Source organism: Streptomyces sp. SAJ15 (assembly GCF_007595705.1).
Lineage (GTDB): Bacteria > Actinomycetota > Actinomycetes > Streptomycetales > Streptomycetaceae > Streptomyces.
In genome coordinates, this window is record NZ_NISY01000004.1 from 64,996 (window position 1) to 84,330 (window position 19,335).

Below are 19,335 nucleotides of genomic sequence, written 5' to 3' on the forward strand. Positions count from 1 at the left end.
CTGCGTGGAGGGGGTGGAGGGGCTCAGCGGTAGAGGGCGGGGCGCTCGATCAGCTCGACGGCCACCCGCTCGCCGGTGGCCTGGGCGCGCACCCCGGCCTCGCAGACGGCGGCCGCGGCGTAGCCGTCCCAGCAGCCGGGGCCCTCGACCTCGCCACGCCGGGTGGCGTTGACCCAGGTCTGCACCTGCCGGTCGTAGGCGTCCTCGAAGCGCTCCACGAAGCCGGGGGCGATCTCGCCGCCCCAGCGGCCGGCGCTGTTCACGAACACCCCGTGATCGTCGCCGATCCGGGCGGTGCCGCGCTCGCAGACCGCCTCGCAGCTCACCTGGTAGCCGAAGCCGCAGTTGAGGAAGAGTTCGGTGTCGACGAGCTGCCCGGCGGCGGTCTCGAAGAGCGCGAACTGCGGGTCGTTCAGCCCCTTTGGGGCGTGCGCGGTGGCGGTCGGGCGCACCATCCGCACCGAGGTGATCTCGGTGTCCAGCAGCCAGCGGGTCACGTCGATCTCGTGGACCAGGGAGTCGTTGACGACCATCGCGTCGCTGAAGCCGGGCGGGGTGTCGGCGTTGCGGTGCTTGTTGTGGAGCATCAGCGTGCGGCCGTAGGCCCCGGCGTCCAGCAGTCGCTTGAGCCGCGCGTAGTCGGCGTCGTAGCGACGCATGAAGCCGACCTGCACCCGGCGGTGGCCCAGCCGCTGCTCGGCCTCCAGCACCCGCAGCGCGGAGGCGGCGTCCGGGGTGAGCGGCTTCTCGCAGAGCACCGGCAGGTCGTGCCGGAAGGCGGCCAGCAGCGCGGCCTCGTGGGCCGGCCCCGGGCTGGCGATCAGCACGGCGTCTACCTCGGGGGCGGCCATCGCGGCCTCCGGGTCGGTGTGGGCCGTGCAGCCCTCGATGGAGTCGGCGAGGGCCTTCACCCGTTCCGCGTCGATGTCCACGACGGCCGCGACGCGGGCGCCGCTGATGACGTCGTTGATGCGGCGCACGTGGTCGGCGCCCATGCGGCCGGTGCCGATGACGGCGACGCCGAGGATTCCCTGTCGGCTCATCTGGGTCTCTCCTTGCTCCGCGCCGGGGGTCGGTCGGTGCGGAAGTAGCGCTGTACGGGTTCGCTCGGGGCGGCGGCCGGGTCAGGCGCCGCAGCCGCGCAGGAAGCGGCGGGTGCGCTGGGCGATCGGGAAGGGCTGGTCGGGCGGGCAGGGGTACATGTCCTGCTCGACGATGGCGAACAGGTCCACGCCGAGGTTCTGCGCCGCGGCCAGCACCGGCTCCAGCGCGGGCACGCCCTTCGGCGGCTCGCACATCACGCCCTGCCGCACCGCGGGCCCGAACGGCGTGCCGTCGGCGACGACGCCGGCGAGGATCTCCGGGTCGACCTGCTTGAGGTGCAGATAGCCGATGCGCTCGCCGTAGGTCTCGATCAGCTTGACGCTGTCGCCGCCGCAGTAGGCGTAGTGGCCGGTGTCCAGGCAGAGGTTGACCAGGTCGGAGTCGGTCGCGTCGAGAAAGCGCTCGACGTGCTCCTCGGTGTCGATGTGGGTGTCGGCGTGCGGGTGCACCACGATGTCCAGCCCGAAGCGCTCGCGCACCTCGCGGCCCAGCCGCTCCATGCCGCTCGCCAGGTGCTTCCACTGCTCCACGGTGAGCTCGGGGCTCTCCAGGATCTCGGCGGTCTTGTCGTCCCGCCAGAAGGAGGGGATGACGACGAGGTGCCTGGCGTCCATGGCCTGGGTGAGCTCGGCGACCTCCGAGACGTGGGCCCAGGTCTTGTCCCAGACCTCCGGGCCGTGGTGCAGCGAGGTGAAGATCGTGCCGGCCGAGACCTGGAGCCGGCGGCGGGCCAGCTCGCGGCGGAGATGGGCCGGGTCGGTGGGCAGGTAGCCGTACGGCCCCAGCTCGATCCACGCGTAGCCCGCCTCGGCGACCTCGTCCAGGAAGCGCTGCCAGGGGACCTGCTGCGGGTCGTCGGGGAACCACACCCCCCAGGAGTCGGGGGCCGAGCCGACCCGGATGCGGTCCAGCGCGGGGGTGGGGGCGGAGGTGGGGGCTGTCATGGCTGGGGCTCCTCTCACCGGTCGACGGTGACCGGGGATGACCGGAGAAGACGGGCGCTCTCTGCGGCAGCTTCACCGGCCGGGTGGGCGGCCGTCAAGGGCAGGTCAGGACATACGGACGTCAGGTCAGATGGTGGGCGGGGGCGCGGGGCGCCCGTCAGGAGGCCGGGGCGGTGACGGCCTCCGGGAGCTCGTCGACGTCGACCCCGCGCACCTGGGCCAGCTCGTGCTTGAGCGCGGCGAGTTCGGCGCCGCCGGCCATGTGGTTGGTGAGCTCCTCCAGGGTGACCTCGTCCCGGGCGGCGTTCAGCTCCAGGGCGCCCAGCCGCAGCACCGAGAAGTGGTCGCCGACCATGTAGGCGTGGTGCGGGTTGTGGGTGATGAAGATGACGCCCAGGCCGCGCTCGCGCGCCGCGGCGATGTACTTGAGCACGACGCCGGACTGCTTGACGCCGAGCGCCGCGGTGGGCTCGTCCAGGATCAGCACCCGGGCGCCGAAGTGCACCGCGCGGGCGATGGCGACCGACTGGCGCTGGCCGCCGGAGAGAGTGCCGATCGGCTGGTCGAGGTCGTCCAGGTGGATGCCCATGGCGGACAGCTCCGCGTCGGTGGTCCGCTTCATCGTCTCGATGTCCAGCCGGCGCACCGGCCAGGGGCCGCGGGTCAGCTCCGAGCCGAGGAAGAAGTTCCGCCACACCGGCATCAGCGGGACGGTGGCCAGGTCCTGGTAGACGGTGGCGATGCCGCGGCCGAGCGCGTCGCGCGGGTTGGCCAGCCTCACCGGTTCGCCGTCGACCAGGAACTCTCCCTCGTCGTGCTGGTGCAGCCCGGAGATGATCTTGATCAGGGTGGACTTGCCGGCGCCGTTGTCGCCGAGGACGCAGGTCACCTGGCCCGGCCGGACCGCCAGGTCGATGCCGCGCAGCGCGTGGAAGTTGCCGTAGCGCTTGCCGACGCCCTTGAGCTGGACGATGGGCGCGGCGGCCTCGGGGGTCCGCTCGGTCTCGGTCGGGGAGGTCGTGTCAGTCATGGCGATCACTTCCTGGTGGCCTGGCGGCGCACCCACAGGTTGACGAGCGTCGCGACCAGCAGCATCACGCCGAGGAAGAACTTGAACCAGTCGGGGTTCCAGTTGGCGTAGACGATGCCCTGGTTGACCATGCCGAAGATGAACGCGCCGATGACCGCGCCGATCGCGGAGCCGTAGCCGCCGGTCAGCAGGCAGCCGCCGATCACCGCGGCGATGATGTACAGGAACTCGTTGCCGACGCCCTCGCCGGCCTGCACGGTGTTGTACTCGAAGAGCAGGTGCATGCCGACGAACCAGCCGGCGAAGCCCACCATCATGAAGAGCGCGATCTTGGTGAAGGTCACCGGGACGCCGACGGCCCGCGCGGAGTCCTGGGAGCCGCCCACGGCGAAGATCCAGTTTCCGAAGCGGGTGCGCAGCAGCACCCAGGTGGCCAGGGCCGCGAAGAGCAGCCACCACAGCACGGTGATCTTCACATCGACGCCGCCGAGGGAGATCTCCGAGGAGAAGATCTGCTTGGCCGAGTCGAAGCCGTCCATGTCGTTGATGGTGTCGGTGGCGACGTTGCCGGTGAGCAGCTTGGTGATGGCCAGGTTCAGGCCCTGGAGCATCAGGAAGCTGGCGAGGGTGACCAGGAAGCTCGGCAGCCCGGTCCTGACCAGCAGGATGCCGTTGATCGCGCCGACCGCGAGCGAGACCAGCAGGGCGGCGGCGATCCCCACCCAGACGTTCGCGGTGAGCTGGAAGCTGACCATGCTGGCGGTCAGCGCGGAGGCGGTGACCCCCACGCCGGCCGACAGGTCGAACTCGCCGCCGATCATCAGCAGCGACACGGCCAGCGCCATGATGCCCATGGTGGAGGCCTGGTAGAGCACGGTGGCGAAGGAGTCGGCCTGCCGGAAGGAGGGCGCCACGACGAAGAAGAAGGCGTAGACGCCGACGGCGGCGACCAGCGCGCCGATCTCGGGGCGGGCCAGCAGGCGGCGTATCAGCGAGCGGTCGGCGGTGCGCCGTTCGGGGCGGGCGGCCGGGGCCTCGGGCGGCGTGGCGGTGGCCGCCGGTGCGGCAGTCTGCGTCATGGCGGGGTCACCTCGTGCCCTTCGTGGCGAACTTCTCGATCTCGCTCACGTTGTCCTTGTCGACGAAGGCCGGGCCGGTCAGCACCGGCTCCTCGCCGCCGCCGCTGAAGTTGCCGTTGTTCTCGTAGAGCCACAGCGCGTCGACGGCCAGGTAGCCCTGGAGGTAGGGCTGCTGGTCGACGGCGAGCTCCACGTCCCCGTCCTCGACCGCGGCCACCAGCTCCTTGTTGAGGTCGAAGGTGGCGACCTTGGCGTCGGCCTTGGCGTCGTCGACCGACCGCACCGCGGTCAGCGCGAAGGGGGCGCCCAGCGTGACGACGTGGTCGATGCCGTCGTCCTGCTTGAGCTTGGCGGTGATGGTCGACTTCACGGAGGGCATGTCGGTGCCGTTGACGTAGAGGATGTCGGTGTCGCCGTCGAAGGTCTCCTTCACACCGCCGCAGCGGTCCTCCAGGCCGACGTTGCCCTGCTCGTGGATCACGCAGAGGGTGTGCTCGGCGCCCATGGAGTTGAGCCGCTTGCCGAGCGCCTCGCCGGCGATGGACTCGTCCTGGCCGAAGAACTCCAGCAGGCCCTGGTCCTTCCACTCGCCGAGGCCGGAGTTGAGCCCGGCGACCGGGATGCCGGCCTTGCGGGCCTTGGCGATCGCGCCCTTCATCGCGTCGGGCTTGGCGAGCGTGACGACGATGCCGTCGACCTTCTGGTCCACCGCGTTCTGCACGAGGTTGGCCTGGTTGGCGCCGTTGGGGTCGCTGGAGTACACCAGCTCCACGTTGTCCTTGGCCGCGGCGGTCTTGGCGCCCTTGCGCACGACGTCCCAGAAGGTGTCGCCCGGTGCCGCGTGCGTGATCATCGCGATCTTCATCCGGGGGGTGTTCGCCTTGCCGGCGGAGATGTCGTCGGCGGCGTCCTGGGCCTTCTTCCCGCCCTGACTGCTGCAGCCCGCCGCGAGGAGCAGGCCCACGGCGGTCGTCGCGGCGATGGCGGCCGCCCTGCGGTTTCTGGTGATCTTGAGGTCCATCTGGCCTTGCACCTCTCAAACGTGATCCGGAGCGAGGTCCGGGAGTTCCGGAGCGGCGTCCGGGCGTGATCCGGGGGACATCCGGCGTGCTCCGGGGGGCGTTGACCCCGGTGAACACGGCCGTTGCAGAACGGGAGCCAACTCCCTGGGGACATGTACTGTCAAGACTTTGTCATGACAACATTTCATCCGGACGTAACGACCCGATAACGCGCCCAGATGCATCTGGGGTCTAGACGTCAGAATGTAAGGACAAATTCTTGACAGTGGGTGGCGAGTCCCTCTAGACCTGAGTCTGGAAGTGCCGGGATCCCGCGAAGGGGCACGCATGAGTGAGCCGTTTGACCTGATCACGATGGGCCGGATCGGAGTGGACATCTATCCGCTCCAGACCGGCGTTCCGCTGCCGCAGGTCGAGACGTTCGGGAAGTTCCTGGGCGGCTCGGCCACCAATGTGGCGGTGGCCGCCGCCCGCCTCGGTCGCCGCGCCGCGGTCGTCAGCCGCACCGGGGCGGACCCGTTCGGCAGCTACGTCCACCAGGCGCTGCGCGAGTTCGGCGTGGACGACCGCTGGGTGACGCCGGTCGCCGAGTACCCCACCCCGGTCACCTTCTGCGAGATCTTCCCGCCCGACGACTTCCCGCTCTACTTCTACCGCCGGCCCAAGGCCCCCGACCTGGAGATCCACCCCGGTGAGCTGGACCTCGACGCGCTCCGGGACGCCCGCATCTTCTGGATGACCGGCACCGGGCTCTGCGAGGAGCCCAGCCGCACCGCCACCCTGACCGCCCTGGAGGCCCGGACCGAGGCCGGCGTCGCCACCGTCTTCGACCTCGACTGGCGGCCCGTGTTCTGGGCCGAGGACACCGGACCGGAGCAGGCCCGCGCCCTCTACGCCCGGGCGCTGCGACACGCCACCGTCGCCGTCGGCAACCTCGACGAGTGCGAGATCGCCACCGGTGTACGGGAGCCCGAGGCATGCGCCCAGGCGCTGCTGGACGCGGGGGTGGAGCTCGCCGTCGTCAAACAGGGCCCCAAGGGCGTGCTCGCGGTGCACCGCGACGGCACCGTCGCCGAGGTCCCCCCGGTCCCCGTCGAGGTCGTCAACGGGCTCGGCGCCGGCGACGCGTTCGGCGGCTCGCTCTGCCACGGCCTGCTCGCCGGCTGGGAGCTGGAGCGGACCATGCGCCACGCCAACGCCGCCGGGGCCATCGTCGCCTCCCGCCTGGCCTGCTCCTCCGCGATGCCCACCGAGGCCGAGGTCGAGGCCCTCCTGGCGGGTGGCTGACGCCGCGGCGGCCCGGCCGCCCGGGCGGGGCGCGCCGCGCTCGGCCCGCCCCCTCCCGTACCCCTGTCCCATCGCGAAGGCGAGGAGCCTCCCTTGAGCCCCGTGAGCATCAGCATCTCCGACCTCGTGAAGGTGCGGACCCAGCACCCCGAGGCCATCGCCGAGGCGGCCGCCCGCCGTGCCCGGCGCCCCCTCGTCGGGGCCAGCGGCCGGCTGATGATCGTCGCAGCCGACCATCCGGCGCGTGGCGCGCTGGCCGTCGGCGGCCAGCGCCTGGCCATGGCCAACCGGATCGACCTGCTGGAGCGACTGTGCCTGGCGCTGTCCCGGCCCGGCGTCGACGGAGTGCTGGCCACCGCGGACATCCTCGAAGACCTGCTGCTGCTGGGCGCCCTGGAGGGCAAGGTGGTGATGGGCTCGATGAACCGCGGCGGGCTGGCCGGCGCCTCCTTCGAGCTCGACGACCGCTTCACCGGACACCGCCCCCGCGACCTGGCCCGCCTGAACTTCGACGCCGGCAAGCTGCTGCTGCGCATCGACTACCAGGACCCGGGCTCGCTCAGCACCCTGGAGTCCACCGCCCGCGCCATCGACGAGATGGCCGAGCACCGACTGCCCGTCTTCGTCGAACCGTTCATCTCCCGGCGGATCGACGGCAGGGTCGCCAACGACCTGAGCGCCGAGGCCGTCACCCGCTCCATCGCCATCGCCTCCGGGCTGGCCGGCACCTCCGCGTACACCTGGCTGAAGGTGCCGGTCACCGACAACGCCGACGAGATGGCCGCCGTCATGGAGACCTCCACCCTGCCCGCGGTGCTCCTCGGCGGCGACGTCAGCGGCTCCGCCGCGGCCCAGGAGGAGGCGTACGAGCGGTGGCGCAAGGCGCTTCGGCTGCCCACCGTCCAGGGGCTGGTCGTCGGGCGCTCGCTGCTCTACCCGGCGGAGGGCGGCGTCGAGGCGGCCGTGGACACGGCAGTCGGCCTCCTCTAGGGGTTCGGCGAAGTCCGGTGCGGTTCGGCAGCGCCCCAAAGGGGCGCGGGGAACTGCGCGACCAGCCACGACGCACCCGCGGATGGCGTATCGGACTTCGAGCGAAGTGCTGAGGCGTCCCGCCCGTTGACCGCTTCGACCAGGGAAGACTCACCCCATGATCTCGACCACCCCGAACTCCTTCTCCGGCCCCTCCGGCCCCTCCGGTGCCGGGTTCTGGCTTCCCGCCGGCAAGGCGGCCGTGGGCCCGTACGCCGTGGACATCGACCCCGCGCGGGCCGACTGGCGCTACTCCTCGCTGCGCGTCCTGGACCTGCCGCCGGGCGGCGGGCACTCCTTCACCACCGGCGACAGCGAGTGGATCGTGCTGCCGCTCCGCGGCGGCTGCACCGTCCGCGCCGCCGGGGAACGCTTCGAGCTCCACGGCCGCACCGACGTCTTCAGCGGCGTCACCGACTTCGCCTACGCCCCGCGCGACGCCGAGGTGCGCATCGACACCGCCACCGGCGGCCGGTTCGCGCTCACCGGCGCCCGCTGCGAGCGACGGCTGCCGGCGCGGTACGGACCCGCCTCGGGCGTCCCCGTGGAGCTGCGCGGCGCCGGGAGCTGCTCCCGACAGGTCAACAACTTCGCCGCGGCCGCCCCCGCCGGAGGCGGAGACTCGAGTAGCGGTTTCGAGTGCGACCGGCTCATCGCGGTCGAGGTGCTCACCCCCGGCGGCAACTGGTCCTCCTACCCGCCGCACAAGCACGACGAGTGCCGGCCGGGCGAGGAGAGCGAGCTGGAGGAGATCTACTACTTCGAGATCGCCGAGGCGCACGGCACCGAGGGCCTGGGCTACCAGCGCGTCTCGCCCTCCGGGCGCGGCCGCGGCACCGACGTCCTGGCCGAGGTGCGCAGCGGTGACACGGTGCTCATCCCCGACGGCTGGCACGGCCCGTCCATCGCCGCCCCCGGCCACCACATGTACTACCTCAACGTCATGGCCGGCCCCGGCCCGGAGCGCTCCTGGCTGATCTGCGACCACCCCGAGCACGCCTGGATCCGCGACAGCTGGCCCGACCAGCCCGTCGACCCCCGACTGCCCCTCTACGACGCCCCCACCGCATCCACCGGAGACGCCCGATGACGACCCGACGGCTCACGGTCGCCCAGGCCCTGATCGAGTTCCTGTCCCACCAGTACACCGAGCGGGACGGCCGACGACACCGCCTGATCAACGCCTGCTGGGGCATCTTCGGCCACGGCAACGTGGCCGGCCTCGGCCAGGCGCTGCTGGAGTCCGGCCCCGACGCCATGCCCTACCTCCAGGGCCGCAACGAGCAGTCCATGGTGCACGCCGCCGTCGGCTACGCCCGCCAGCACAACCGCCTCGCCGCCCAGGCCGTCACCACCTCCATCGGCCCCGGCGCCACCAACCTGGTCACCGGGGCGGCACTGGCCACCATCAACCGGCTGCCGGTGCTGCTGCTCCCCGGCGACACCTTCGCCACCCGCCCGGCCGAGCCGGTGCTCCAGCAGCTCGAGGTCCCCGCCGCGGGCGACGTCTCGGTCAACGACTGCCTGCGCCCGGTCTCCCGCTACTTCGACCGCGTGACCCGGCCCGAGGCGCTGATCCCCGCCGCGCTCCAGGCGATGCGCACCCTCGCCGACCCGGTGGACACCGGCGCCGTCACCCTCGCGCTGCCGCAGGACGTGCAGGCCGAGGCGTACGACTGGCCCGAGGAGTTCTTCGCCGACCGGGTCTGGCGGGTGCGCCGCCCGGCCCCGGACGCGGTCGAGTTGGAGCGGGCCGTGGCGGCCGTCCGCGCCGCCCGCCGACCGCTGATCGTCGCGGGCGGCGGAATCCACCACAGCGAGGCCGAGGAGGCGCTGCGCGCGCTGGTCGATGCCACCGGCATCCCGGTCGCCTCCACCCAGGCCGGCAAGGGCTCGCTGCGCCACGACCACCCCGCCGACATCGGCGGCATCGGCCACACCGGCACCGCGGTCGCCGACGAACTGGCCCGCACCGCCGACCTGGTCATCGGCGCCGGTACCCGCTACAGCGACTTCACCACCGCCTCCAACACCCTCTTCGTCGACCCCGGGGTGCGGTTCGTCAACCTCAACATCGCCGCCTTCGACGCGCACAAGCTGAGCGCCCTCCCGCTGGTCGCCGACGCCCGCGCCGGCCTCGAAGCGCTGACCGCCGCGCTGGCCGGACACCGGGTGGCGGCGGAGTACGAGGCCGAGTACGGCGCCGGCAAGGCCGACTGGGAGCGGCGGGTGGACGCCGCCTACGCCGCCCCGGACGACTCCGCCCGGCCCTCGCAGACCCAGGTGCTGGGCGCGCTGGACGCCCTCGTCGACGACAGCGACGTGGTGATCAACGCCGCCGGCTCGCTCCCCGGCGACCTGCACAAGCTGTGGCGGGCCCGCTCGCCGCGCCAGTACCACCTGGAGTACGGCTACTCCTGCATGGGCTACGAGATCCCCGCCGCCCTCGGCGTGAAGCTGGCCGCGCCGGAGCGGCCGGTGTGGGCGCTGGTCGGCGACGGCACCTATCTGATGATGCCGACCGAGCTGGTCACCGCGGTCCAGGAGGGCGTGAACATCAACGTCGTCCTGGTCCAGAACCACGGCTACGCCTCGATCGGCGGCCTCTCCGAGCAGACCGGCGGCGAGCGCTTCGGCACCGCCTACCGCTACCGGGCGGCCGACGGCACCTACACCGGGGACCCGCTCCCGGTCGACCTGGCCGCCAACGCCGCCTCCCTGGGCATGGACGTGATCCGCGCCGCCACCGTGGGCGGGCTGCGCGCGGCACTGGCCACCGCCCGGGCCTCCGACCGTCCCACATGTGTCTATGTGGAGACCGAAACGACCGACACAGTGCCGGGCGCGCCCGGCGCCCAGGCGTGGTGGGATGTTCCGGTCGCCGAGGCCGCGACCCGCCCGGCCGCCGTCAAGGCGCGCGAGGAGTACGACCGCCACGCAGCCGCCCGCCGTCGCTATCTCTGACTCCTTCGAAGGAAAGGTCCCACTGAGATGAAGACCGTCAACCACTGGATCGGTGGCAAGCCCGTCGAGGGCGCGTCCGGCAACTTCGGTCCGGTCTACGACCCGGCGACCGGTGCCCAGCCCACCCGGGTGGCGCTGGCCTCCGTGGACGAGGTGGACGCCGCCGTCGCCGACGCCAAGGAGGCGTTCCGGAGCTGGGGTCAGGTGTCCCTGGCCAAGCGCACCGCGATCCTCTACAGGTACCGCGAGCTGCTGGACGCGCACCGCGACGAGATCGCCTCGCTGATCACCGCCGAGCACGGCAAGGTGCACTCCGACGCGCTGGGCGAGGTGGCGCGCGGCCTGGAGATCGTCGAGCTGGCCTGCGGCATCGCCCACAAGCTCAAGGGCGAGCTGTCCACCGAGGTCTCCACCGGGGTGGACGTCTCCTCGATCCGCCAGCCGCTGGGCGTCGTCGCGGGCATCACGCCGTTCAACTTCCCGGCCATGGTGCCGCTGTGGATGTTCCCGGTCGCCATCGCCTGCGGCAACACCTTCGTGCTCAAGCCCAGCGAGAAGGACCCCTCGGCCTCCTACCGGCTGGCCGAGCTGGCCGCCGAGGCGGGCCTGCCGGCCGGTGTGCTCAACATCGTCCAGGGCGACAAGGTCGCGGTGGACCGCCTGCTGGAGCACCCGGACATCGCCGCGGTCAGCTTCGTCGGCTCCACCCCGATCGCCCGCTACATCCAGGCCAAGGCCGTGGAGCACGGCAAGCGGGTGCAGGCGCTGGGCGGCGCCAAGAACCACATGCTGGTCCTGCCCGACGCCGACCTGGACTTCGCCGCGGACAACGCGATCAACGCGGCGTACGGCTCGGCGGGCGAGCGCTGCATGGCGGTCTCGGTCGTGGTCGCCGTCGGCGACACCGGCGACGAGCTGGTGAAGAAGATCGCCGAGCGGGCCGCGGGGCTGCGCATCGGCCCCGGCACCGACCCGTCCTCCGAGATGGGCCCGCTGATCACCCGTGAGCACCGGGACAAGGTCGCCTCGTATGTGCACGGCGCGGCCGCGCAGGGCGCCGAGGTCGTCGTGGACGGCACGGGCTACACGGTGGAGGGCCACGAGGACGGCTTCTTCATCGGCGTCTCGCTGCTGGACAAGGTGCCGGTGACCGCCGACGCCTACCAGGACGAGATCTTCGGCCCGGTGCTGTGCGTGGTCCGCGCCGAGACCTACGAGGAGGCCATCGAGCTGATCAACAGCTCGAGGTGGGGCAACGGCACCGCCGTCTTCACCCGCGACGGTGGCGCGGCCCGCCGCTTCCAGCTGGACGTCGAGGCCGGCATGGTCGGCGTCAACGTGCCGATCCCGGTGCCGGTGGGCTACCACTCCTTCGGCGGCTGGAAGGAGTCGCTCTTCGGCGACCACCACATCTACGGCAACGACGGCGTGCACTTCTACACCCGTGGGAAGGTCATCACCACCCGCTGGCCCGACCCCAGCGACGGCGGCATCAACCTGGGCTTCCCCAAGAACCACTGATCCGCCGACGACCGGTGGGCGGGGCCGTCGCGGCTCCGCCCACCGGTCGCGTGCTTGAGGCCCCTGACCGCGGGGGTTCACCCGGCCGTGGTCGGCCGCCGGGCCGGGAAGCCGTGGGTCCGGGCGGTGCCGACCACGAGCAGCACCGGGACCAGCAGGGCCAGCAGGCTCCAGGGGAACGAGACGGCGCCGAAGCGGTCCAGGAGCAGGCCGCCGGCCACGCCGCCGCCGGCCATGGCCGCGTTCCAGAGGGTGACGAGCATGGCCTGCGCGGCGTCCGCGGAGTCGCCGGCCGCGTCGCCCGCGGCGGTCTGCAGCAGGGTCGGGACGCCGCCCCAGCCGAGGCCCCAGAGGGCGACCGCGAGACAGACCAGCGCGGGGCTGTCGGCCGGGACCGCCAGCAGGGCGGCGGCGCCGGCGACCAGGAGGGCGCTGCCGAGGGTGAGGCCCCGCAGCCGGCGGTGGATATGGGCCCCGGTGATCCAGACACCGGCCAGCGAGGCGCCGCCGAAGACCAGCAGCACCAGGTCGGTGGAGCCGGCCATGCCGACGTGGTCGAGGAAGGTGGCGACGTAGGCGTAGAGGAGGGTGTGGGCGAGGACGAAGACCAGGGTGACGAAGAGGACCGGGGTCACCCCGGGCACGCGCAGCGCCCGCAGCATCGGGGCGCGGGCCGCCGGCCGCCGGCCGAGGTGGTCCGGGACGGTCGCGGCGATCCAGCCGAGCAGGGCGAGGGTGAGGGCGGTCATCAGCCAGAAGGCGGCCTGCCAGCTGACGGCCTTGCCCAGGAAGGTGCCGGCGGGCACGCCCAGCGACAGGGCGACCGGGATGCCGGCCATCGCGATGGCGATCGCCCTGCCCTGGAGGTGGGCGGGGGCCAGCCGGCGCGCGTAGCCGGCCAGCAGCGCCCAGGCCAGACCCGCGGCCACGCCGGCGAGGAACCGGGCCGCCATGGTGAGGGGGTAGCTCACCGAGACCGCCGTGACCGTGTTGGCGACGGCGAACCCGGACATGGCCGCCAGCAGCAGCCGCTTGCGCCGCCAACCCGCGGTGGCCGCGGTCAGCGGGATCGCCGTGAGCGCCGTCCCGACGGCGTAGACGGTGATGGTCTGCCCGGTCGCGGCCTCGCCGACCCCGAGGTCCTCGCTCATCGCGGGCAGCAGCCCCGCGGGCAGGGTCTCGGTGAGGCTGGTGATGAAGACGGCCGTGGCCAGCGCCAGCAGGGCCGCCATGGGGAGCCTGCCGGGTTCGGGGGCGGATCGGTCGGAGGCGACTGCGCTTGACGCGGTGTGAGTTCGCATGCCCGTATGCTCAAACCATCACACTGATGTGAAGGTCAACCTGACGGGCTGTGAGGGCGAGCACATGCGTATCGGAGAGCTGTCGGAGCGCACCGGCACCCCCCGCCGGCTGCTGCGCTACTACGAGGAGCAGGGACTGATCATCCCCGATCGCTGCGCCAACGGCTACCGCTCCTACGACGAGCGGCTGGTAGACCGGGTGCTCCAGATCAGGGGGCTGCTCGACGCCGGGCTGCCGACCCGGATCATCAAGCAGATCCTGCCCTGCCTGGACAAGCCCAGGGCCATCCACTTCTCCGACGCGACCCCGGAGATGCTCGCCACCCTGGAGCACGAGCGCGACCGGATGACCCGCCACATCGAGTGCCTGAGGCGCAACCGGGACGCCATCTCCGAGTACCTCGACACGGTGCGCGAAGGCGCCGCCGCGGCCACGGCGCAGGACCGCCCCGCCGCGGTCGCGTCCGACGACGGCCCCGCCGCGTCCGACGACGGCCCCGCCGCGGCCGACGACGGCCCCGCGGCGCCCGCCCGCCCGGCGGTCCCTTCGGCCGCTCGCCCGGTCGACCGCTCGGGTGAGCTCCCCGCAGTCGGCGTCCCCGGCTGATCTCGCGATCAAGGTCGTACGCTCTGCCGTATGACCTGGTCACGAGCGCTCAAGGAGACGGCTCGATCCGGGCTGACCGTCGAACGGGCGAGCCTCGAACCGCTGGTGGCGGCCCGCGGCGCCGTCGGGGTGGCCCTGATCGTCGGGCTCACCCTGTGGCTGGGCTCGCCGTCGCTGGCCGCCGCCTCCGCGTTCGGGGCGTTCTCCTCGGGACTGGCGACCTTCCAGCGCAGCTGGCGCCCGCGGCCGGCGCTGGCGCTGGGGGCCGGGGCGGGGCTCGCCGTCAGCACCTTCCTGGGCTACCTCGCGGCCGCGCACACCGCCACCTTCGTGGTCATGCTGGTCGCCTGGACCCTGCTGACCGGGATGGCCTGGGCGGTCGGCCCGGTGTCCGGGCTGGTCGCCACCCAGATGGTGGCCGTGATGCTGGTGACCGTCACGCTGCCGACCTCGGTGCCCGGAGCCCTGGAGCACACGGCGCTGATCGCCCTCGGCGGCGTGGTGCAGGCGGCGCTCATCGTGCTCTTCCCGGTGCGGCCGTGGGGCGCGCAGCGCGACGCGCTGGCGGACGCCCTCGCCGGGGTGGCCGACTACGCCCGCCGGCTGCGCGCGGACCCGGTGGCGCCCTTCGACCCGCAGCCGCTGATGGCCGCGCGCAGCGCCGCCGCGCTGACCCCGCGCCAGGCCCGCGGGCGCCCGTCCGAACTGCACGGCTTCCGCGGGCCGGCCGAGCAGATCCGGCCGGTGCTGGCCTCGCTGGCCGATCCGGTGGTCGGCGCGGCCCCCGAGGGGCCGGAGCGGGACCGGGCCCGCGATCTGCTCGCCGCGACCGGCTCGGTGCTGGACGCGGTGGCCCACGCCATCCGCCGCGGCGAGCCGGTGCGGCTGCCGCCCGAGGCGATGGCCGTGCTGGAGGTGCCGCCCGGCGGCCCGGTGCTCCGCGGCGCCGCCCGACGGGCCGCCCTGCGGTTGATGGCGCTGGTCGCGGACGTGGTGGCGGCGGCGGAGCGGCCCGTGCAGGCGGTGACCGCCGAGGGTGCGCGGGACAGCCGTCACCTGCCGCGGCCCACCGTGCCCGGGATGGTGCCGGTGGCGCTGCGCGCGCTGCGCCGCGAGGCCCGCTGGGCCTCGCCGGTGCTGCGGCACGCGGTGCGGCTCTCGGCGGTCTCCGCCGCCGGCTATCTGCTGGCCACCGCGCTGCCCTGGGGCCACGGCTACTGGGCGCCCATGACCTCCGTGATGGTGATGCGCCCCGACTTCGGGCAGACCTACTCCCGCGGCGTCGCCCGCTTCGCCGGCACCCTCGCCGGCGTGCTGCTGGCCGGGGCCGTGATGGCGCTCGCCCACCCCGGACCGTACGCCAGCGCCGCGCTGGCGGTGCTCTGCGTCGGGCTGCTGTACCTGCTGCTGCACACCGGGTACGCCGTCGCGACCGTCTTCATCAGCGGTTATGTCATCTTCCTGCTCGGCATCGCCGGCGAGGGCTGGTCGCAGACCGTCCAGGCCCGGCTGGCCCTGACCCTGCTGGGCGGAGCGCTGGCGATGGCCGGCTACGCCCTCTACCCCGCCTGGGAGACGCCGCGGCTCCAGGATCGGCTCGCCGACTGGCTGGCCGCCAACGGGCGCTACACGGTCGCCGTCTTCGAGCGCTACGCCGGGTCCCCCGGGCTCGGCCCCCGCGAGGTGCGCGAGTCGCTGCTGGACGCGCGGGCGGCGCGCGTCGCCTGGGAGGAGGCCGAGGAACGGGCCCGTTCGGAGCCGGTGCGCCACCGGGGGCCCGACCCCGAAGCGGCGGAGGCGGCCCAGGCCGCGCTGGCCATGATGGGCCGGGCGACGATGCTGCTGGAGGCCCACCTCCCGCACCGCCACCCCGCCGAGGCCCAGGAGGCCGCCGACTTCGCCGCCACTCTCGACGCGGCCCTGCCCGCCGCGGTGGACGCCGTGCGCGAGGGGCGTCGGCCGGACTGGGGGTCGGTGCACACGGCCCTGGGGCGCTGGCAGCGGCGCGTGGGCGAACACGAGGGCGTCGCGGTGCGGGTCGCCGCCCAACTGGTGGAGGACCTGGACGAGCTGGCCTCGGCGCTCCCCGGACCCGCCCGCCCCACCGCGTAGTCCACCCCCGGGTTTCGGCTACGCCCATACCGACGGCCCGCGCGCCGACCGGGCGGCTCGTGGCGTGCGGAACGGCGCGTTCCATAGGCGGTCACTATGATGCGGGCGTGCAACTGCATCAGCTCCGCTACTTCACGGCCGTCGCGGACACCAGGCACTTCACCCGTGCCGCCGAGCGACTGCATGTCGCGCAGCCGTCGCTGTCCCAGCAGATCCGGGTGCTGGAGCGGGAGCTGGGGGCCGAGCTGTTCCACCGGGTGCGGGGCAACATCGCGCTGACGGACGCGGGGGAGGCGCTGCTGCCGCTCGCCCGACAGATCCTGGCCGACACCGAGACCGCCCGCCGCGAGGTGCAGGAGGTCGCCCAACTGCGCCGGGGACGGGTGCGGCTCGGGGCGCCGCCGAGCCTGTGCGCCAGCCTCGTCCCCGATGTGCTGCGCGCCTTCCACGCCCGCTACCCGGGGATCGAGCTCCTCATCGACGAGGGGGGCTCCCAGGACCTGGTGCGCACCCTGGCGGCGGGCGAACTGGACCTGGCGCTGATCATCACACCGCTGGCGGCCGGCGCGCCGCCGCTGGCCACCACCGAGGTGCTGCACGAGGACCTGGTGGTGGTCTCCGCGCCCTCCGACCCGGCGCCGGTGTCCGGTCGCCGGATCCGGGTGGCCGACCTGCGGGACCGACCGCTGGTGATGTTCCGGCGCGGCTACGACCTGCGGGAGTTCACCACCGCCGCGTGCCACGGCGCGGGCTTCGTGCCGGACTTCACGGTGGAGGGCGGTGAGATGGACGCCGTCCTCGGTTTCGTCCGCGCGGGGCTGGGGCTGGCCGTGGTGCCCGGCATGGTGGCCGCGCGCTCGGGGCTGCGGGTCACGCCGTTCGCGGCGCAGGAGGGCATGCGTCGCACCATCGCCGTCGCCCACCGCAAGGACGTCGCCCCGCCGCGCGCCGCGCGGGAGCTGCGAAGGGTGCTGATGGAGCATCTGGCGGAGTCCGACGCCGGGGAGTCCGACGCCGGGGAGTCGGCCGTCGAGAGGCCCGAGGCCGGGGAGTCCCCGGGGCCGAAGACGTCGGAGGCGGGTTCCTAGCCGGCCCGCGGGCCCGCCCGCGCCGGACACGCCGCGCGGACCCGGGCCGTGAGGTCACACGGGCGGGCCCCGGCCCCTGGCCGGTCGGACCCGGGCGTCAGCCCCAGAGCGCGTGGGCCAGCGCGCCGCCGGCGAAGGCCGCGGCCAGGCCCGCCGCCACGCTCGCCACGACGTTGACGAGGGCGTGCAGCCGGGCGCCGCTCTCGGTCAGCCGCAGCGTCTCGTACGAGAAGGTGGAGTAGGTGGTCAGCGCGCCGCACAGGCCGGTGCCGAGCAGCAGCCGGGTGCGGGAGCCGACGGCGCCCGCGGCCACCGCGCCGGTCAGCGCGCCCAGGACCAGACAGCCCACCACGTTGACGACGAGGGTGCCCCAGGGGAAGACCGAGTCATGGCGGCGCTGGACCGCGCGGTCGGCCAGATAGCGCAGCGGGGCGCCGACCATGCCGCCGGCGATCACCAGAATCCAGTTCACCGGCCGGGCTCCGGGGTCTCGGCCTCGTCGCCGGGCTCCAGCACCTCGACCTCGTCCAGGGTGACGAGTCCCTCGTCCACGAGCTCGTCCAGCTGCGGCAGGAAGGCCCGCACGCGTTCCGCGGCGTCCACGACCACGACCGCCACCGGGAGGTCCTCGCTGAGCGACAGCAGCCGGCCGGTGTGGACCACGGACGAGGCGCCGAAGCCCTCGACGCCGCGGAAGACGCTGGCCCCGGCGAGCCCGGCCCGGTGGGCGCGGCGCACGATCTCGGCGTAGCGCGGCCGGTGGTGCCAGGTGTCGCGCTCGCCGAGGTAGACCGTCAGCCGCAGCGCCCTACCGCACGACTTCATGCTCCGGCACCTCCTCCACCGCGGGGTGCCGGTAACGCCACCGGTCCACCGTCAGCCGTCGGGTCGCCGTCGCCGCCAGCCAGACCGCGGTGAGCGCCGCCGCCAGCGTGGCCAGGAGGTAGGCCGCCGCGGTCAGGGCGCGGCCGTGCTCGAGGAGACCCCGGATCTCCACGGCGTAGCTGGAGAAGGTGGTGAACCCGCCGAGGACGCCGGTGCCGAGGAAGGGGCGGACCAGCGGATGGGCGGGGCGGGCCTCGGTGATCAGGACCAGCAGCACGCCGATCGCGGCGCAGCCGAGGGTGTTGATCGCGAACGTGGTCCAGGGGAAGCCGTCCCGCGGGGTCGACCAGGTCAGTCCGGCCGCGTAACGCGCCGCCGCGCCGATGCCGCCGCCGACCGCCACCGCGGCCACGATGGGGGACTGTGCCGTTGCCATGCCGTGCTCTGCCTCGCCCGCGCCGTTCCTCGTCCATGTCGTGCCGGGGCCGCCCCGGTGCGCCCCGGTACGGTGCCGCCGCGGCGCCGCGCCCTGTCCCGTCGTGCGGTGCCCCGGCCCGTCGCGGTGTCCCGTCACGGCGCGTACCGGCTGCTGTCAGGCTAGCGCCGAGCCCCGCGCGCCGCCGGACGAGGTCGTATTGTGTGAGGCAACTGTGGCGCAATCTGCCCCACAGTATCGGTTCACGTGGGGAGTGTGGAGCATGGTGAAGGGCGGCACGAAGGAGACGCGCGCGACGGGGCGCGCGCTGGACCCGCGGGCGGAGCGCAGTCGTGCGGCGGCTCTGGCGGCCGCCAGTGACCTGCTGATCGAGCACGGCTGGTCCGGCGTCACGCATGTCTCCGTCGCCTCCCGCAGCGGGGTGGGCCGGACGACGCTGTACCGGCACTGGCCGGAGTCCGCGATGCTCATCCAGGAGCTGCTGGCCGAGCTGTTCGAGGTCGAACGGCCGGTGCGCACCGACGACCTGCGCGAGGACCTGATCCGCGAGCTCCAGGCGTTCCTGGCGGTGCTGCTCAACCCCAAGTCGGAGCGGGCGCTCCGGGTCATCATCGACCAGGCGCCGCTGGACCCGCGGTACGCGGAGGTGCTGGCGTCGTGCAGTCGGAAGGGGACCGACGGGCTGCGCGCGATCGTCGACGACGCCAAGGCCGCCGGCGGGCTGTCGGGCGGTCTCGACACGGACGTGGCGATCGACCTGCTGCTGGGTCCGCTGACCTTCCGTCGGCTCATCTCGGGCCATGGATTCGCCGAGCGCTACGTCCCCGACCTGGTCGACGGCTTCCTGGCGGCGCACGCCCGACGATCTTGATCGGTTCTTCAGCGGCCCACCAGTGGGGCACGATGTGCCGCACAAATCCTTGGCTTCACGATCTATGAAACACCCTGTTCCGCGAGGGGGGTCGCGGATGGTGACGGGAGGGATT

The 19,335-nt window shown here is 73.3% G+C and carries 17 protein-coding genes and 1 pseudogene; 9 read left to right on the top strand and 9 right to left on the bottom strand.

Translation table 11 applies throughout. From position 1 onward, the window contains the following. Positions 1-23: 23 nt before the first annotated feature. The 5 genes from CD790_RS13480 to CD790_RS13500 form a co-directional block, all read right to left on the bottom strand. Positions 24-1,043, bottom strand: coding sequence for a Gfo/Idh/MocA family protein (locus tag CD790_RS13480; RefSeq protein ID WP_144383454.1), 1,020 nt, complete (start codon positions 1,041-1,043; stop codon positions 24-26). An 81-nt stretch (positions 1,044-1,124) separates the two neighbouring features. Further along, on the bottom strand, positions 1,125-2,048 hold the full coding sequence (locus CD790_RS13485) for a sugar phosphate isomerase/epimerase (RefSeq protein ID WP_144383455.1): 924 nt from the start codon (positions 2,046-2,048) through the stop codon (positions 1,125-1,127). A gap of 157 nt (positions 2,049-2,205) precedes the next feature. Continuing rightward, on the bottom strand, positions 2,206-3,078 hold the full coding sequence (locus CD790_RS13490; protein WP_144383456.1) for an ATP-binding cassette domain-containing protein: 873 nt from the start codon (positions 3,076-3,078) through the stop codon (positions 2,206-2,208). A gap of 5 nt (positions 3,079-3,083) precedes the next feature. After that, complete coding sequence (locus CD790_RS13495; protein ID WP_144383457.1) at positions 3,084-4,157, bottom strand: ABC transporter permease; 1,074 nt, start codon at positions 4,155-4,157, stop codon at positions 3,084-3,086. Positions 4,158-4,164: 7 nt separating this feature from the next. After that, complete coding sequence (locus CD790_RS13500; protein ID WP_144383458.1) at positions 4,165-5,178, bottom strand: sugar ABC transporter substrate-binding protein; 1,014 nt, start codon at positions 5,176-5,178, stop codon at positions 4,165-4,167. Positions 5,179-5,506: 328 nt separating this feature from the next. Here CD790_RS13500 and iolC point away from each other — a divergent pair, with 328 nt between their 5' ends. From iolC to CD790_RS13525, 5 genes are all read left to right on the top strand, one after another. Further along, positions 5,507-6,466, top strand: coding sequence for a 5-dehydro-2-deoxygluconokinase (gene iolC / locus CD790_RS13505; protein WP_144383459.1), 960 nt, complete (start codon positions 5,507-5,509; stop codon positions 6,464-6,466). Between the two features lie 102 nt (positions 6,467-6,568). Further along, positions 6,569-7,456: a deoxyribose-phosphate aldolase gene (locus CD790_RS13510; RefSeq protein WP_144383768.1), complete on the top strand. Its 888-nt coding sequence runs from the start codon at positions 6,569-6,571 to the stop codon at positions 7,454-7,456. Positions 7,457-7,613: 157 nt separating this feature from the next. Continuing rightward, entirely contained in the window at positions 7,614-8,585 is a 972-nt protein-coding gene (gene iolB / locus CD790_RS13515; protein WP_144383460.1) for a 5-deoxy-glucuronate isomerase, read from the top strand. Further along, the gene (iolD, locus tag CD790_RS13520; protein WP_144383461.1) at positions 8,582-10,459 is read left to right on the top strand and encodes a 3D-(3,5/4)-trihydroxycyclohexane-1,2-dione acylhydrolase (decyclizing); all 1,878 of its coding nucleotides are present in this window, start codon (positions 8,582-8,584) and stop codon (positions 10,457-10,459) included. Before iolB ends, iolD begins: the two co-directional genes overlap by 4 nt. Before the next feature lie 27 nt (positions 10,460-10,486). After that, complete coding sequence (locus tag CD790_RS13525; protein WP_144383462.1) at positions 10,487-11,980, top strand: CoA-acylating methylmalonate-semialdehyde dehydrogenase; 1,494 nt, start codon at positions 10,487-10,489, stop codon at positions 11,978-11,980. A gap of 77 nt (positions 11,981-12,057) precedes the next feature. Here the strand turns inward: CD790_RS13525 and CD790_RS13530 are convergent, their stop codons facing one another. Beyond that, the gene (locus CD790_RS13530; protein ID WP_144383463.1) at positions 12,058-13,281 is read right to left on the bottom strand and encodes an MFS transporter; all 1,224 of its coding nucleotides are present in this window, start codon (positions 13,279-13,281) and stop codon (positions 12,058-12,060) included. Positions 13,282-13,345: 64 nt separating this feature from the next. On the opposite strand from CD790_RS13530, the pseudogene CD790_RS36605 reads away from it, so the two are divergent. From CD790_RS36605 to CD790_RS13550, 3 genes and pseudogenes are all read left to right on the top strand, one after another. Further along, positions 13,346-13,720 (top strand): annotated as a pseudogene (locus CD790_RS36605) (MerR family transcriptional regulator); the annotation flags it as partial. A gap of 198 nt (positions 13,721-13,918) precedes the next feature. After that, positions 13,919-16,000: an FUSC family protein gene (locus CD790_RS13545; RefSeq protein WP_144383464.1), complete on the top strand. Its 2,082-nt coding sequence runs from the start codon at positions 13,919-13,921 to the stop codon at positions 15,998-16,000. 107 nt (positions 16,001-16,107) lie between these two features. Then, positions 16,108-17,088 carry a LysR family transcriptional regulator gene (locus CD790_RS13550; RefSeq protein WP_144383465.1) on the top strand — a complete coding sequence of 327 codons (981 nt, stop codon included), beginning with the start codon at positions 16,108-16,110 and terminating at the stop codon, positions 17,086-17,088. A gap of 97 nt (positions 17,089-17,185) precedes the next feature. On the opposite strand, the gene crcB (CD790_RS13555) is transcribed toward CD790_RS13550, so the two are convergent. From crcB (CD790_RS13555) to crcB (CD790_RS13565), 3 genes are read right to left on the bottom strand one after another with little or no spacing between them, the layout of a single operon-like run. Next, the gene (gene crcB, locus CD790_RS13555; protein WP_144383466.1) at positions 17,186-17,560 is read right to left on the bottom strand and encodes a fluoride efflux transporter CrcB; all 375 of its coding nucleotides are present in this window, start codon (positions 17,558-17,560) and stop codon (positions 17,186-17,188) included. After that, positions 17,557-17,913 (bottom strand): DUF190 domain-containing protein, encoded by a 357-nt coding sequence (locus CD790_RS13560; protein WP_144383467.1) that lies wholly within the window; start codon positions 17,911-17,913, stop codon positions 17,557-17,559. The genes crcB (CD790_RS13555) and CD790_RS13560 overlap by 4 nt, the downstream gene beginning before the upstream one ends. Then, complete coding sequence (crcB, locus tag CD790_RS13565; RefSeq protein ID WP_144383468.1) at positions 17,897-18,349, bottom strand: fluoride efflux transporter CrcB; 453 nt, start codon at positions 18,347-18,349, stop codon at positions 17,897-17,899. The genes CD790_RS13560 and crcB (CD790_RS13565) overlap by 17 nt, the downstream gene beginning before the upstream one ends. A 262-nt stretch (positions 18,350-18,611) precedes the next feature. On the opposite strand from crcB (CD790_RS13565), the gene CD790_RS13570 reads away from it, so the two are divergent. Continuing rightward, positions 18,612-19,220 (top strand): TetR-like C-terminal domain-containing protein, encoded by a 609-nt coding sequence (locus CD790_RS13570; RefSeq protein WP_144383469.1) that lies wholly within the window; start codon positions 18,612-18,614, stop codon positions 19,218-19,220. The last annotated feature ends 115 nt before the right edge of the window (positions 19,221-19,335 follow it).

Excerpts from the sequence above, each read along its gene's own strand:
- CD790_RS13480 (WP_144383454.1), bottom strand. The coding sequence starts at position 1,043 with ATGAGCCGACAGGGAATCCTCGGCGTCGCCGTCATCGGCACCGGCCGC.
- CD790_RS13485 (WP_144383455.1), bottom strand. The coding sequence starts at position 2,048 with ATGACAGCCCCCACCTCCGCCCCCACCCCCGCGCTGGACCGCATCCGG.
- CD790_RS13490 (WP_144383456.1), bottom strand. The coding sequence starts at position 3,078 with ATGACTGACACGACCTCCCCGACCGAGACCGAGCGGACCCCCGAGGCC.
- CD790_RS13495 (WP_144383457.1), bottom strand. The coding sequence starts at position 4,157 with ATGACGCAGACTGCCGCACCGGCGGCCACCGCCACGCCGCCCGAGGCC.
- CD790_RS13500 (WP_144383458.1), bottom strand. The coding sequence starts at position 5,178 with ATGGACCTCAAGATCACCAGAAACCGCAGGGCGGCCGCCATCGCCGCG.
- iolC (WP_144383459.1), top strand. The coding sequence starts at position 5,507 with ATGAGTGAGCCGTTTGACCTGATCACGATGGGCCGGATCGGAGTGGAC.
- iolB (WP_144383460.1), top strand. The coding sequence starts at position 7,614 with ATGATCTCGACCACCCCGAACTCCTTCTCCGGCCCCTCCGGCCCCTCC.
- iolD (WP_144383461.1), top strand. The coding sequence starts at position 8,582 with ATGACGACCCGACGGCTCACGGTCGCCCAGGCCCTGATCGAGTTCCTG.
- CD790_RS13525 (WP_144383462.1), top strand. The coding sequence starts at position 10,487 with ATGAAGACCGTCAACCACTGGATCGGTGGCAAGCCCGTCGAGGGCGCG.
- CD790_RS13530 (WP_144383463.1), bottom strand. The coding sequence starts at position 13,281 with ATGCGAACTCACACCGCGTCAAGCGCAGTCGCCTCCGACCGATCCGCC.
- CD790_RS13545 (WP_144383464.1), top strand. The coding sequence starts at position 13,919 with ATGACCTGGTCACGAGCGCTCAAGGAGACGGCTCGATCCGGGCTGACC.
- CD790_RS13560 (WP_144383467.1), bottom strand. The coding sequence starts at position 17,913 with ATGAAGTCGTGCGGTAGGGCGCTGCGGCTGACGGTCTACCTCGGCGAG.
- crcB (WP_144383468.1), bottom strand. The coding sequence starts at position 18,349 with ATGGCAACGGCACAGTCCCCCATCGTGGCCGCGGTGGCGGTCGGCGGC.
- CD790_RS13570 (WP_144383469.1), top strand. The coding sequence starts at position 18,612 with ATGGTGAAGGGCGGCACGAAGGAGACGCGCGCGACGGGGCGCGCGCTG.